Source organism: Geobacter argillaceus (genome assembly GCF_007830735.1).
Lineage (GTDB): Bacteria > Desulfobacterota > Desulfuromonadia > Geobacterales > DSM-12255 > Geomobilibacter > Geomobilibacter argillaceus.
The window spans coordinates 31,572-45,677 of record NZ_VLLN01000008.1; the positions used below are offsets into that span (position 1 = coordinate 31,572).

A 14,106-nucleotide genomic window follows, 5' to 3' on the forward strand; every position below is an offset into this window, starting at 1 on the left:
CCTAGAATTTCTCTATCTCCGGCGCGTCCCCTTCCGGTCCTTTGTCTTCAGCGGAGAACTGATCCCAGGTGGCATCGGATGTGGAGGAGATGCCGGAGATCTTGAGGGCGAAGTCGTCCGGGTTGGAGGACTGGCGCATCGCCTCCTCATAGGTGATCATCTTGCCGGTCAAAAGCTGCATCAGTGACTGGTCAAAGGTCTGCATGCCGTAGTTCACGTGACCCTGGGCAATTGCCTCGGGAATGAGCTTGGTCTTTTCCTTGTCGTCGATGCACTCGCGGATGCGGGCCGTACCGATCATGACCTCCACCGCCGGCACCCGTCCCTTGCCGTCCGCCCTCGGAACGAGACGCTGGGAAATGACTGCCTTGAGGACGCCGGAAAGTTGCATCCTTATCTGGCGCTGATGGTACGGCGGGAACACGGAGATGATCCGGTTGATCGTCTCGGCCGCGTCCAGGGTATGGAGGGTGGACATGACCAGGTGCCCGGTCTCGGCCGCGTGCATGGCGGTCTCGATGGTCTCCAGGTCGCGCATCTCGCCGACCAGGATGACGTCCGGGTCCTGGCGCAGCGCCCCCTTGAGCGCAGAACTGAAGGAGAGGGTATCGAACCCCAGTTCCCGCTGGCTGATGATGCTCTTTTTGTCTCGGTGCAGGAATTCCACCGGATCCTCGACGGTGATGATGTTGCAGGTCCGGCTCTCGTTGATGTAGTCGATCATGGCCGCCAGGGTAGTGGACTTGCCGCTCCCGGTGGTGCCGGTGACCAGGACCAGCCCCCGTTCCTCGGCAGAGATCTTCTTCAGGACCAGGGGGAGGTTAAGGGTCTCAAGGGAAGGGATGCCGAAAGAAATGGCCCTGAAGACCATGGCCACCGTCCCCCGCTGGTGATAGACGCTCACCCGGAAACGGCAGAGGCCGGGAACTCCGTAGGCCAGATCGACCTCGTAATTCTCCTCGAACTGCTTCTTCTGGCGGGCGTTCATCATGGAGTCCGCCATGGCACCGACCGTTTCGCCGCTCAACCTGGGCGCATTGGGGATCGGCCGGAGTCTCCCGTCGATCCGCACCACCGGCGGCAGGCCGGTCTTGATATGGATGTCCGAGGAGCGAGCCTTTACCGCGATCGTCAGGATTTCTATCAGGTCCATGGGTGGCTCCCTTAGCAGGTTGCTGAAAAACAGCCATCTCGCCGCCGTCCCCGAAAGCCGCCTTGTGCGGCGTAGCGCTGCTACGCCTCCGCGGGGCTTTTTGCGGGTGCGACGATCTGACTATTTTTGAGCAACCTTTGATTCTTCTGTTTCCTGCTACACTGGCTTTTCTGCCCCGCCGCTAGCTGTCAGCCCGCACTGGGCAAGCAGCTTCTCCCTGATCTCCGCCAACATCTCCGGATGCTCCTTGAGGAAGATGCGGGTGTTTTCGCGCCCCTGGCCGATCCGGTCCTTGCCGTACGAGTACCAGGCGCCGCTCTTGTCCACAATTGCCCGGTCGACGGCGAGATCCAGGACGTCCCCTTCCCGGGAGATCCCTTCGCCGTAAAGGATATCGAATTCCACCTCCTTGAAGGGGGGCGCCACCTTGTTCTTGACCACCTTCACCCTGGTGCGGGAACCAATGACATCATTCCCCTGCTTGAGGGAGGCGATCTTCCGGATATCCATCCTGACCGAGGCGTAGAACTTGAGGGCGTTGCCGCCGGTGGTGGTCTCGGGGTTGCCGAACATGACGCCTATCTTCATCCGGATCTGGTTGATGAAGATCACACAGCAGTTGGATTTGCTGATGATGGCGGTCAGCTTCCGGAGCGCTTGGGACATGAGCCGCGCCTGGAGCCCCATGTGGGAGTCGCCCATCTCCCCTTCGATCTCGGCCTTGGGAACCAGGGCCGCCACCGAGTCGATCACCAGGATGTCGATGGCGCCGCTTCTGACCAGCATCTCGGCGATCTCCAGGGCCTGCTCGCCGGTGTCGGGCTGGGAGACCAGGAGATCGTCGGTCTTTACCCCGAGCTTCCGGGCGTAGCCGATATCAAGGGCATGTTCCGCGTCGACAAAAGCGGCGATCCCACCCAGCTTCTGGGCCTCGGCCACGATATGCAGGGCCAGGGTGGTCTTGCCCGACGACTCCGGGCCGAAAATCTCGATGATCCTTCCCCGGGGCACGCCGCCGACCCCCAGGGCCAGATCCAGTGAGAGGGCACCGGTGGGGATGGCTGCCACATCCGGGAGCGGCTCATCGTTCCCGAGCCGCATGATAGCCCCTTTGCCGAACTGTTTTTCTATCTGGCTGACTGCCAGGTCTATCGCTTTTTCACGTTCCTGCATCGCAGATCCTCCGCTTGGCCGATCATCGGTAAGATGCCGGGTAATGGCCCACACACATAGCATAGGTGAAGGAAACATTTCAACCTAAGTTAGTACTACGCCGTCACATTCGGTTTCGTCCCATCGGGACAGAATGCCTGTAGCCGGGGGATTCATCCCCCGGTAAGGGGTATAGGGCAATCCTTCAGTCACGTACGTGACGAAAACGATATGATTATCCACGAGTCCCGGCGATAAATCACCGGGCTACCGGCATGCTGTCCTTTAGGCCCTTTTGGGTCCTACGGGACGTAATCCGACAAAGCAGAATCAGTCATCCTCCTGGAAGAGGGGGAGCTCCGGCTGCAGGGTCGGTTCGCCCATGGGGATGAGGAAACAGAAGGAGCTGCCCGGTTCCCCGTCATCGACACTGCTCTCCACCCAGACCATCCCGCCGTGGGCCTCGACCATCCCCTTGACGATGGCCAGGCCGAGGCCGGTCCCCTTGCCCTGGAACTTGTACTTGCCGCTGGAGTGGTGGTTGATCTCGCCAACCTCGTAGAAGGTGTCGAAGATCCGCAGATGCTCTTCTGAGCTGATACCGATCCCGCTGTCCCGTACCTCCACCATAAGGAACAGCCGATCGTCCATCTGTTCCCAAAAGAGCTGGTTGAAGCGGTGCATGGCCGCTTTCCGGTCATACAGATCGTCTTGACAGGAGCAGCGGGTGACAATGGTAATGACTCCGCCGTCCGGAGTGAACTTGACCGCATTTTCCAGCAGTTCGCCAAAGACATCCTCGATGAAACCCCGGTCGGCATTGAAGGGGGGATGGCCCGCTCCCTTGTCGATCAGCAGGGTCTGGCACCGTTCCACCAGAATCGGCGAAAAACGCTCGTGGATGGTATTCAGCACCTCCTCCAGGTAAATGATATTCCGGTTGGGGAGCAGGCTCTTGGCCTCCAGACGGGCAACCTTGAGCAGATCGTTGACGATGTCGTTGAGACGTATCCCCCCCTGGAGGATCATCTCCAGCAGACGGCGGACCTCTTCCGGTGCTTCGAGGCACTGGGCGGCAAGGAGGAGCTCGGAGCTGCCGATGATGCTGGTAAGGGGGGTTTTGAACTCATGGGAGACCATGCCGAGAAAGTGGTTCTTCATCCGGTCGAGTCGCTCCAGTTCCCGGTTGGCATCCTCCACCAGTTCCAGGTTTTTGCGGAGCCGTTTCTGGGAAAGGGCAAGCTCCCGGCTACTCCGCTCCAGCATGGTGTGGGAACGTTCCAGTTCGTCATTCTTTTCCCGGAGCTGGCTGAAGACGCGGACATGCTCGATGACGATCCCGACCTGCTTGCCCAGGGTGGTCAGAAACCGCAGTTCATCGTCGCGACAGAGACGCTCACTGCTGTTCATCAGGTGCATGACCCCGATCAGCACATTATGGGCGATGAGCGGCACCGCAACGACGCTCCCCCAACCCGCTGCCCGCAGGCAGCTGCTCAGGCAGCAATCCTCAAGCTCGACAGTGGCGACGCTGTGGCAGTTGAGATGGGTCACCATCCGGCAACTGGCATCGCGGGCCAGGCTCATGCTGTGCAGTTCCTCTTCGAGGGAGGGAGGCAGCGCCTTGCTGCCTGCCAGCACCAGAGTCTTTCGGTCCGCGGCCAGGAGATGGACCGTCCCGGCTTCGGAATCGAACAGCGCCATGGTTTCGGCAAGGGAGACATCCAGAACGGTCTGGAGGCGCAGGGTGTCGTTGGCCTGGGTGAGGATGGCATTCAGGATGGTAAGCTCGTGGTTTCGCTGACGCACCTCCCGCTTGGCCTGGTGACGGAGGGTGACATCGCGCACCGTCACATGCACCAGCCGCTCATCACCCAGGTCAATCAACCGGGCATCGATTTCACAGACGCGACGGGTACCGTCCTTGTGACAGAAGGTGATCCCGGTCGACCGCCCCCGTTCCTGCCGCTTGACCCGCATGACCAGGGCCATGAAGTCGCCCAGCCCCTCCTCGGCGACCAGGTCCGAGCCCCGGCGGGCACTCAACTCCTCCTGACTGTAGCCGAGCAGTTCCGTGCCGAGCCGGTTGACCTCTTCCATGACGCCGGTTTCGGCATTGAAGACGAAGATGGCGTTCCCCGCCCCTTCCAGCAGCGACTTATAGCGGCGGAGCCGCTTTTCCAGCGCCACCTCCAGGCTGACGACCTCCTGATCCTGACTGGTCAGGTGGCTGGCAATGAACTGGTGGGAAAGGGCAACGAGGGAAAAGAGGAGGAGCGGCAGGCCGATGAGGGCGAGGGGAATGGAGAGGTGGACATCCACGGAGGGCCAGAAGTGGGCGACCCTGCCGAGTTCAAGCAGGGGAAGGACGGCTCCGGCAATGCCTGCGGCTATCAGCCAGGCGAGGACCTTTTTTCGCACCATACCTTCTTTCCCCCTGCCGCTACCGGGCCAGCAGCCGATGACGCAACCAGTCCAGGGCCGTCACCGCGGTTCTGATCCTGACCTTGTCCCGGTTGCCGCCGAACCGGAACCGTTCCACACGGCACCCGTCGGCGTCGGCCAGAGCGATGTAGACCGTGCCGACCGGCTTTTCTGCCGAGCCGCCGTCCGGCCCGGCAACGCCGGTTACCGCCAGCCCCAGATCACTGCCGGCACATTCCCGCGCCCCTTTTGCCATCGCCTCGGCCACCTCCCGGCTGACCGCGCCGACGTTGACGAGCAGCTCCGCCGGCACCCCCAGGAGCCGTTCCTTGGCCTCGTTGGCATAGGCCACGATCCCCTGGACAAAGTATGCCGAGCTTCCCGGCAGATCGGTGATCCGTTTGGCAATCAGGCCGCCGGTGCACGACTCGGCCAGGGCCAGGGTCATCTCCCGCTCACGGAACAACCGGGCCACTACCGTATCCATGGTCTCCTCCCCCTCGGCGAACAGTGCGTGCCCGAGCCGCTCCCGGACCCGGGCAACGGTATCGTCCAGCAGCGCCTCCACCCCGCCGGCCCGGTCGCTGCCGGTGGCGCGGAGTTTCAGCTGCACCTCGGGAAAGGCCACGCAGTAGGCAACCTCGATGCCGGGGCCGGCCAGGTCAAAGACGCGGGCGGAAATCTCGGCCTCGGGCAGGCCGATGACCTTGAGCACCCGGGTCAGAAGAACAGGGGGGGAGGGGAGTAGCCGCCGGAGCGTCGGCAGGAGTGTGGCCGTAAACATCGCCGCCATCTCTTCCGGTACGCCGGGGAGCACGAAGAGGCTGCAGCCGCCGTGATCGAGGCGAAAGCCATAGGCGGTGCCGACCGGATTGGGGACGAGCTCGGCCGTTGCCGGCAGCCATGCCTGCTGCTCGTTTCGGGGATGGAGCGTTCTGCCGACCCTTGCCGCAAAGGCGCGGATGTGGGTCAGGACCTCTTCCCGCAGGACCATTTCATGGCCAAAGGCCTGGGCCGCGGCCCGGGCGGTCACGTCGTCCTCGGTGGGACCGAGTCCGCCGGTGGCGACGATCACCCGGTGGCTGGCTGCCAGGTCGCGGATGGCAGCGGCAATGGCCGCCTCATCGTCCCCCACCGCCAGGTGGCGACTGACCCTGTACCCTTCGGCATAGAGCTGGGTCGCGATGAACGGGGCGTTGGTGTCCACGATCTCGCCGAGCATCAGTTCGTCGCCGATGGAAAGAGTTGCAATCATTGCCAGAACCTCACCACAAGGTGTAGTGACAGGCAGGCGTAGAGGCCTGCCGCCAGGTCGTCCAGCACAACGCCGCAGCCGTTCTTCATCTGCCGGTCTATGTTCCTGGCCGGAAAGGGCTTGACCACGTCAAAGAACCGAAAGAGGAGAAAACCGGTCAGTATCTCCCGCCAGCCAAACGTAGACCCGGCCATGGTGAGGAGAAAGCCGGCCACCTCGTCGATGACGATCAGTCCCGGATCGTGCCGTTCGTAGATGGTCTCCGCCCGGTCGGCAACCCAGCAGGCAACGACGCTGAAAATGACCAGGAACGCCAAGTACCACGGGAGCGGCAGCCTGGCCAGGAGCAGATAAAGGGGGATAGCCGCGGCAGTGCCGACAGTACCCGGTGCCACCGGGGAGAGTCCCGCGCCGAACCAGGTGGCCAGTAGTTTGATCAGGCGGTTCACGGAAGAGTGCATTCCCGTTCGATCAGGCGGTACACGTCCAGGATCGGCATCCCGTGCGCCAGGGCCAGCCGTCGGCACTCGTCGAATTCCGGGGTGACCCGGAGCAGCCGGCCCTGGTCGCTGATCACCTTCACCCCGACCCGGCCGAGCGAGGTCTCCCGCTCTTCAACGGACCTGTCCAGGATCAGGCGGTCGGCCCGGTAACGGCGGATGCCGATGGCCGTGGATTCGGCCAGGACCAGGCGGGCCAGCCGATCGGCAGTACCCGGCACAGCCAGGACGGTCAGTTTCATGCCCGGCCGGCTTTTTTTCATCTGTAGCGGCGAGTAGGCCACATCCAGTGCCCCGGCGTCGAAGAGCCGCTCCATGAGGAAACCGGCCACTTCCGGCGTCATGTCGTCGATGTGTGTTTCCAGGACCTGGATCTCGTCGGCCCAGGCATCTGTCGCGCCGGACGGCTCCCCCAGGAAGAGGCGCAGGATATTGGGTAGGTCGGGAAAGTCCTTAGCGCCGGCACCGTTGCCGATCCCGGTCAGCCGCATGGCAGGGGCGGAGCCGAACCGGTCGGCCAAGGCAGCGACAATGGCCGCCCCGGTGGGGGTTACCCGTTCGCCCGGGCCGGTATCGCCGTGCACCGGTACCCCCTTGAGCAGCTCGGCCGTGGCCGGGGCAGGGACCGGAAGCCGGCCGTGGGCAGTCTCCACGAAACCGCTTCCCAACGGGAGGGGAGAGGCGGAGATGCTCGTCACCCCCAGATACTCCAGGCCGATGGCTGCAGCGACGATATCGACGATGGAGTCAATGGCCCCGACCTCGTGAAAATGGACCGCCTCCAGGGGCACACCGTGCACCGTTGCCTCGGCCTCGGCCAGCCGGCGGAAGATCCGCTGGCTGCGCTCCTTTGTACCGTCAGCCAGGGAGCTTTCTGCGATCATCGTCCTGATCCGGCTGTAGTGGCGGTGATGATGCTCCTCGGCGATCTGGACGATGAACCGGGCCGCCCGGATCCCCTGCCGCTGACACGGCTCGGTGGCAATGCGGTACCGGTCAGCGGGAAGCGGCAGTCTGGCCAGTTCCGTCCGCAGATGTTCCAATGGAACCCCCAGATCGATGAGTGCCGCCACGGTCATGTCGCCGGAGATCCCGGCGGTGCAGTCGAAATGAAGGTGAGACATCCTATTCCCTGTTGATGAGACTGGCGGCATAACCGGCGCCGAAGCCGTTGTCGATGTTGACCACCGTGACGCCGGCAGCGCAGGAGTTGAGCATCCCCAGGAGGGCGGCCAGCCCGCCGAACGAGGCGCCGTAGCCGACCGAGGTGGGAACGGCGATCACCGGTCGCTCCACCAGCCCCCCCACCACCGACGGCAGTGCCCCTTCCATGCCGGCCACGACAATCAGCACACTGGCGGTAAGGAGGAGTTCCCGCCGCGCCAGGAGGCGATGGATGCCGGCCACCCCCACATCGTGGAGCTGCTCCACCCGGTTCCCCAGCATCCGGGCCGTTACCGCAGCCTCGGCCGCCACCGGCAGGTCGGAGGTACCGGCCGAGACAATCAGGATTGCTCCCCGGCCGCGGATGGCAATCGGCTGCTGCTCGATGGTCAGGCAGCGGGCCTCACTATGGTAGACGGCACCGGGAAAGGCCTGGCCGAGGTAGTATGCCTTATCCTCGTCGATCCGGGTAGCCAGGATGTTGTTCTTTTTTGCCACCAGGGCGGTGATGATCCGTTCCAGCTGACCGAGGGTCTTGGTGCCGCCGAAGATCACCTCCGGAAACCCCTGGCGGAGACCGCGATGATGGTCGATGGTGGCGTCACCCAATTCCTCAAAGGGGAGGTGCTTCAGGTTTTCCAGGGCCTCGTCAACCGCGACCTCGCCACGGCTCAAGCGCTCCAGAAGTTGCTTCAATGCGGTAACATCCATGGTGCGGGGTCTCTCCAAACTGGTGTCCCGATGGGTGACGGAAAACTATACCATGTGAAAAGGGAAAGAAAAGCGGGCCGTGAGCATTAGATGCGGTCCAGAAAGGCGGTGATCTCGGCGGCGAGTTCCCGGGAGTCGATGCGCAGGGAGAGTTCGTTGTTGTGGCGCAGCGCGCTCTGGGTCAGGTTGTGGCTTCCCAGGTAGACCCAGCGGCCGTCGATGACCACTGCCTTCACGTGGGTGGTGACCCGCGGCGTATCGAAGAAGACCTTGACCCCTCCCCGCTTGAGGAACTGGGCTGTTGCGCGGTTGTCATCGTTAAGGGAATCCTGCGGCCGGTCGCTCTGCTCCAGGAGCACCGTCACCTCCACCCCACGGCCACGGGCCCGCACCAGCTCTTCGGCAATCCTGCGGGGAAGATTGCCGGGAGAATCGGTCATCTTGAAGAGATACATGGTGACCACGATACCCTTCCCGGCCTCACGTATCCCGTCCAGGAGGGCCGGAGCGTAGTCACTGTTCCTGAGCAGGGTAACCTGGGCCGGCAGATTTTCCCTTGCGGACAGAGGTCCCGCCTGGCCGGCAACGCAGAGACCGACGATAATCGCCAGGGCCAGGCATTTTTTCAGACCGTGGCCGATCAACTCAGGATATCCATGACCTTGTCGAAGAACCCCTTCCGGAGCGGATGAACATCCTCGCCGCTGATCCGGGCGAACTCCTCCAGCAGTTCCCGTTGCTTCTTGTTCAGGTTGGTCGGGGTCTCCAGCTTGACCACCACCAACTGATCCCCCTTGCCATACCCCTGGAGCGACTGGATACCCTTGCCGCGGAGACGGAGGACCTTGCCGGACTGGGTTCCCTCGGGAATCTTAATGGCGACCTTTCCGCCCAGGGTCGGGATGTCGATCTCGCAGCCGAGGGTGGCCTGGGTAAAGCTGATGGGGATCTCGCAGATGACGTCGTTCCCCTCCCGGGTAAAGATCGGGTGCTCTTTTACCGTGATATAGACATAGAGGTCGCCGTTGCCGCCCCCCTTGGTCCCCTGGCCTCCTTCGCCGGTCAGCTTGAGACGGATGCCGGTCTCCACCCCGGCCGGCACCTTTACCGACAGGGTTTTCCGGTCGCGGATATTGCCGTTGCCGCGGCAGGTGGGACACGGTTCGTCGACCACCCGGCCGTCGCCATTGCACTGATTGCAGGTCTTGCTGACACTGAAGAATCCCTGCTGGAAACGAACCTGGCCGGCGCCGCGGCAGGTGGGGCAGACCTTCGGCTCGGTGCCGGGCTTGGCGCCGCTGCCGCTGCAGGTGTCGCACCGCTTGGCATACGGGACCTCGATCTTCTTCTCCAGGCCGTTGGCCGCCTCTTCAAAGCTGATCTCCATGGAGTACTGCAGATCGTCGCCCCGCCGCCCCCGGCTCCGTTGCCGGGTACCGCCACCACCGAAGATATCGCCGAAGATGTCACCGAAGATGTCACCAAACGGTGATCCCCCGCCGAACCCGAAGCCGCTGCCGGAAAAGCCGCCGCCACCCAGGCCGGCGTGGCCGAACTGGTCGTACTGGGCACGCTTCTGGGAATCGGAAAGCACCTCGTAGGCCTCGGTGACCTCCTTGAACTTCTCCTCTGCCGCCTTGTCCCCCTGGTTCTTGTCCGGGTGAAACTGGATGGCCAGCCGGCGGAAGGCCTTCTTGATCTCGGTTTCGGAGGCGTTCTTGTGGACCTCCAGGACTTCGTAATAATCGCGTTTCTCAGCCAATTGACATATCCTTTGTAACGCAAAGAGGCAGCGGACCGTTCTGGCCGCTGCCTGTTGCGGGATTCAACGTAGGGGCGGGGTTTCCCCGCCCTGGGCGCGGCAACCGCGCCCCTACGTCAGGTGGTTATTTTTTGTCGTCCTTCACTTCCTCGAAGTCGGCGTCCACGACCTTCTCGCCCCCGGCTGCGCCACCCTGGGCGCCGGCAGCTCCGCCACCCGGCTGCTCGGCACCGCCTTCAGCACCCTGCTGGCCCTTGGCATACACCGCCTCGGCCAACTTGTGGGAGGCCTGCATCAGCTCGTCGGACTCCTTCTTGATGGCGTCGGCATCGTTTCCTTCCAGGGCCTTCTTGAGAGAAGCCAGCTTCTCTTCGATCTTCTGCTTGTCAGCGGCATCGATCTTGTCACCGAATTCCTTGAGCGACTTCTCGGTCTGGTAGGCGAGGCTGTCGGCCTGGTTGCGGGCCTCGATCAGTTCGCGTTTCTTCTTGTCCTCGGCCGCATGGGACTCGGCATCCCGGACCATCTTCTCCACTTCCTCCTTGGAGAGGCCGGAAGAGGCGGTGATCCGGATCGATTGCTCCTTGCCGGTTCCCAGGTCCTTGGCGGAGACGTGGACAATGCCGTTGGCGTCGATATCGAAGGTCACCTCGATCTGGGGCACACCGCGGGGTGCCGACGGGATGCCGGACAGCTCGAAGTTACCGAGGGTCTTGTTGTCCGCGGCCATCTCCCGCTCGCCCTGGAGGACATGGACGGAAACGGCGGGCTGGTTGTCGGCGGCCGTGGAAAAGACCTGGGACTTGCGGCAGGGGATGGTGGTGTTCTTTTCGATCAACCGGGTCATAACACTCCCCAGGGTCTCTATGCCGAGGGAGAGCGGGGTGACGTCCAGGAGCAGCACGTCTTTCACGTCCCCCCTGAGTACGCCACCCTGGATGCCGGCGCCGATGGCGACCACTTCGTCCGGGTTGACCCCCCTGTTCGGCACCTTGCCAAAGATGTCCTGCACCCGCTTCTGTACCGCCGGCATCCGGGTCATGCCGCCGACCAGGATCACCTCGTCCACCTCGCTGGGCGAGAGCCCGGCATCCTTTAGAGCGGTCCGGCAGGGGCCTTCCAGCTTGGACAGGAGTTCCCCGCAGAGCGCTTCCAGTTTGGCCCGGGAGAGTTTCAGGTTCAGGTGCTTGGGACCGGTGGCATCGGCGGTGATGAACGGGAGGTTGATGTCGGTCTCCATGGAGGTGGAGAGTTCGCACTTCGCCTTTTCCGCCGCCTCCTTCAGCCGCTGCAGCGCCATCTTGTCGCTGCGGAGATCGATCCCCTGGTCCTTCTTGAACTCGTCAGCGATCCAGTCGATCACCACCTGGTCGAAGTCCTCGCCCCCCAGGAAGGTGTCGCCGTTGGTGGACTTCACCTCGAACACCCCTTCGCCCAGTTCGAGAATGGAGATATCGAAGGTACCGCCCCCCAGGTCGAAGACCGCAATTTTTTCGTCCTTCTTCTTATCGAGGCCGTAGGCCAGGGCGGCCGCAGTCGGCTCGTTGATGATCCTGAGCACGTTCAGGCCGGCGATCTTCCCGGCATCCTTGGTGGCCTGGCGCTGGGAGTCGTCGAAATAGGCCGGCACGGTAATGACCGCGTCGGTGACTGTTTCGCCCAGGTAGTCCTCGGCGGTCTTCTTCATCTTCTGCAGCACCATGGCCGAGATCTCGGGAGCGGAGTACTTCTTGCCCCGCACCTCCACCCAGGCATCGCCGTTGTCCGCCTTGACGATCTTAAACGGCGAAATCTTGATGTCTTTGCGCACCGCTTCGGTATCGTACTTCCGGCCGATCAACCGCTTGATGGCGAACAGGGTGTTTTCCGGGTTGGTGACTGCCTGGCGCTTGGCCTGCTGCCCCACAAGCCGCTCGCCGCTGTCGGTGATGGCGACCATGGACGGCGTGGTCCGACTCCCTTCGGCGTTTGCTATAACAACCGGCTCCCCACCTTCCATGATGGCGACACAGGAGTTGGTGGTCCCCAGGTCAATTCCGATAACTTTGCTCATTTGCTTCCTCCTTGGATTTCGTTTGCACAGACAACGTAGCCATCCCCCCCTGAAAAAACAAGGGGCACGGGAAAAAAATGTAAGGGGTGAGGAGTGAGGAGAAATCGACCTCCTCACTCCTACCACCTCACTCGCTCTTAGGGGCGCACGCCACGGTGACCATGGCCGGCCTGAGGAGACGCTCGCTCAGCAGATACCCCTTCTGGTATACATCGACGACGGTGTTGACCTCCTGGTCCTCGCATGCCACCTGTCCCATGGCCTGGTGCAGCGCCGGGTCGAAGGGGGTGCCCTTGCCGATCTCCACCGGGGTTACACCGAACTTCTTCAGGGCCGACAGGAGCATCTCCAGGGTCATCCGCACCCCGGTGATGACCGGGTCCTGGCTCTCCAGGTCGACATGGGCCAGGGCGCGCTCCATGTTGTCCACTGCCGGCAGGATCTCCAGGATGAGGTTTTCGTTGCCGTACTTGATCAATTCCTCTTTTTCCCGCTGCACCCGCTTCCGGTAGTTTTCCAGATCAGCCCGCTCCCGGACGAATTTCTCCCAGTTGGCAGCCGCTTCCGCCTCCTTGGCGGCGAGCAGTTCTTCCAACTCCTTCACCCGGTCGGACGGTGCAGCCGTCTCTGCGGCAGCTTCAGCGGCAACGGTTTCCGGCTGTTGCTCCGGCGTTTCGGCATTATTGACGGTTTCGCGTTTCTTCTTTTCCACGTTCGTTGAACTCCTTCTTGTTGAATCAGCTTCAGTTTAAAACACGGAGACACGGAGGAAGGCACCATCTAAAACCGAGGCCAGCAGGCATATCGTTTGTAACCAAAACGCTTTGCTCTTCTCTGTGCCCTCCGTGTCTCCGTGTTTGAATGGCTCTTGGGGAATTACTCCAGCTCCAGCACCCGGCTCACCAGCTTGGCCGTATAGTCGACAATCGGGATAACCTTGGCGTACCCCATGCGGGTCGGGCCGATAACCCCCAGGACCCCGAGGGTGTTTTTGCCGGTGGCATAGGTAGAGGTAATCAGGCTCAGTCCCGACAGGGGACCCAGGCGCGATTCGGAGCCGATGAAAATATTGATCCCCGGTGCGGTCAGGCAGCGGTCCAGCAGCTGCACCAGATGCCCCTTCTGTTCAAAGGCCCGGAAGATCTCCTTCATCCGCTCCACATCGGCAAACTCGGGGAGATCCAGAATGTTGGACTGTCCCTCGATGAACAGTTCGGAATCGTCGTCCGGGAGGGAGAGCCGGGAAAGGTCGAGCACCCGGGCGAGCATGTTGTCGTACCGCGCCTTCTCCGAGGCCATCTCCTCGATGATCCGCTGCTTTACCTCGGCGATGGTCAGCCCCTGAAGGAACTCGGTCAGGTAATTCCCCATGGCAACCAGATCAACGGGCGACAGCTCCGTATCCGTCTCGACAATCTTGTTCTGAACGGTGCCGTTCTGCAGGACGAAGATGGCCAGGACCCGGCGCCCCCCCAACCTGACGAATTCCACGTGGCGGAAGACATTGGCCGAGACGTGAGGGGTCGCCACCACCCCCATGTAATGGGAGATGGAGGAGAGCATCCGGCTGGTCTCCTTCAGGACATCGCCTACCTGTTTACCCCTGATGTCGCAATGCCGCTTGATCTGTTCCCGCTCCCCCCGCCCTATGGCACGCACCTCCAGGAGCGAGTCGACATAGAGGCGGTAGGCCTTGTCCGTGGGAACCCGGCCAGCCGAGGTGTGGGGGGAGGCGAGAAACCCCATCTCCTCCAGATCAGCCATGACGTTGCGAATGGTGGCCGGCGACAGGTCCAGGCCGTACCGGTGGCTGATGGTCCTGCTCCCCACCGGCTCTGCCGTCGAGATGTAGTCCTCGATGATCGCTTCGAGGATCTGCTTGCCCCGATCACTCAATTCGTCGCGCATGGCTCCTGGTCCCTTGGGACCGGT

General features: G+C 62.5%; 12 protein-coding genes. All 12 read right to left on the reverse strand.

Features of this window, described 5'->3' with window-relative positions:
• Nucleotide 1: 1 nt before the first annotated feature.
• Entirely contained in the window at nt 2–1,153 is a 1,152-nt protein-coding gene (locus JN12_RS08065) for a type IV pilus twitching motility protein PilT (protein ID WP_145020892.1), read from the reverse strand.
• A gap of 156 nt (nt 1,154–1,309) precedes the next feature.
• Nucleotides 1,310–2,326: a recombinase RecA gene (recA, locus tag JN12_RS08070; RefSeq protein WP_145020895.1), complete on the reverse strand. Its 1,017-nt coding sequence runs from the start codon at nt 2,324–2,326 to the stop codon at nt 1,310–1,312.
• A gap of 309 nt (nt 2,327–2,635) precedes the next feature.
• Entirely contained in the window at nt 2,636–4,729 is a 2,094-nt protein-coding gene (locus tag JN12_RS08075; RefSeq protein ID WP_145020900.1) for a sensor histidine kinase, read from the reverse strand.
• 19 nt (nt 4,730–4,748) lie between these two features.
• Nucleotides 4,749–5,984, reverse strand: a complete 1,236-nt coding sequence (locus tag JN12_RS08080; RefSeq protein ID WP_145020903.1) for a competence/damage-inducible protein A — start codon at nt 5,982–5,984, stop codon at nt 4,749–4,751.
• Nucleotides 5,981–6,433 carry a phosphatidylglycerophosphatase A family protein gene (locus JN12_RS08085; RefSeq protein WP_246125798.1) on the reverse strand — a complete coding sequence of 151 codons (453 nt, stop codon included), beginning with the start codon at nt 6,431–6,433 and terminating at the stop codon, nt 5,981–5,983. The genes JN12_RS08080 and JN12_RS08085 overlap by 4 nt, the downstream gene beginning before the upstream one ends.
• A complete protein-coding gene (gene larC, locus JN12_RS08090) occupies nt 6,430–7,608 on the reverse strand; it encodes a nickel pincer cofactor biosynthesis protein LarC (protein WP_145020910.1) in 1,179 nt (392 codons plus the stop codon). The genes JN12_RS08085 and larC overlap by 4 nt, the downstream gene beginning before the upstream one ends.
• Before the next feature lies 1 nt (nt 7,609).
• Nucleotides 7,610–8,359, reverse strand: coding sequence for a nickel pincer cofactor biosynthesis protein LarB (larB, locus tag JN12_RS08095; protein ID WP_145020914.1), 750 nt, complete (start codon nt 8,357–8,359; stop codon nt 7,610–7,612).
• 86 nt (nt 8,360–8,445) lie between these two features.
• Nucleotides 8,446–9,003, reverse strand: a complete 558-nt coding sequence (locus tag JN12_RS08100) for a phospholipase D-like domain-containing protein (protein WP_246125799.1) — start codon at nt 9,001–9,003, stop codon at nt 8,446–8,448.
• Entirely contained in the window at nt 9,000–10,121 is a 1,122-nt protein-coding gene (gene dnaJ / locus JN12_RS08105; RefSeq protein ID WP_145020917.1) for a molecular chaperone DnaJ, read from the reverse strand. The genes JN12_RS08100 and dnaJ overlap by 4 nt, the downstream gene beginning before the upstream one ends.
• Before the next feature lie 124 nt (nt 10,122–10,245).
• Nucleotides 10,246–12,204: a molecular chaperone DnaK gene (gene dnaK, locus JN12_RS08110; RefSeq protein WP_281287727.1), complete on the reverse strand. Its 1,959-nt coding sequence runs from the start codon at nt 12,202–12,204 to the stop codon at nt 10,246–10,248.
• Nucleotides 12,205–12,301: 97 nt separating this feature from the next.
• The gene (grpE, locus tag JN12_RS08115) at nt 12,302–12,886 is read right to left on the reverse strand and encodes a nucleotide exchange factor GrpE (protein ID WP_145020923.1); all 585 of its coding nucleotides are present in this window, start codon (nt 12,884–12,886) and stop codon (nt 12,302–12,304) included.
• 164 nt (nt 12,887–13,050) lie between these two features.
• Nucleotides 13,051–14,082 (reverse strand): heat-inducible transcriptional repressor HrcA, encoded by a 1,032-nt coding sequence (hrcA, locus tag JN12_RS08120; protein WP_145020926.1) that lies wholly within the window; start codon nt 14,080–14,082, stop codon nt 13,051–13,053.
• Nucleotides 14,083–14,106: the final 24 nt, after the last annotated feature.

What these genes read in the sequence shown, in the direction of transcription:
- JN12_RS08065 (WP_145020892.1), bottom strand. Translation starts at nt 1,153, where the DNA reads ATGGACCTGATAGAAATCCTGACGATCGCGGTAAAGGCTCGCTCCTCG.
- recA (WP_145020895.1), bottom strand. Translation starts at nt 2,326, where the DNA reads ATGCAGGAACGTGAAAAAGCGATAGACCTGGCAGTCAGCCAGATAGAA.
- JN12_RS08075 (WP_145020900.1), bottom strand. Translation starts at nt 4,729, where the DNA reads ATGGTGCGAAAAAAGGTCCTCGCCTGGCTGATAGCCGCAGGCATTGCC.
- JN12_RS08080 (WP_145020903.1), bottom strand. Translation starts at nt 5,984, where the DNA reads ATGATTGCAACTCTTTCCATCGGCGACGAACTGATGCTCGGCGAGATC.
- larC (WP_145020910.1), bottom strand. Translation starts at nt 7,608, where the DNA reads ATGTCTCACCTTCATTTCGACTGCACCGCCGGGATCTCCGGCGACATG.
- larB (WP_145020914.1), bottom strand. Translation starts at nt 8,359, where the DNA reads ATGGATGTTACCGCATTGAAGCAACTTCTGGAGCGCTTGAGCCGTGGC.
- hrcA (WP_145020926.1), bottom strand. Translation starts at nt 14,082, where the DNA reads ATGCGCGACGAATTGAGTGATCGGGGCAAGCAGATCCTCGAAGCGATC.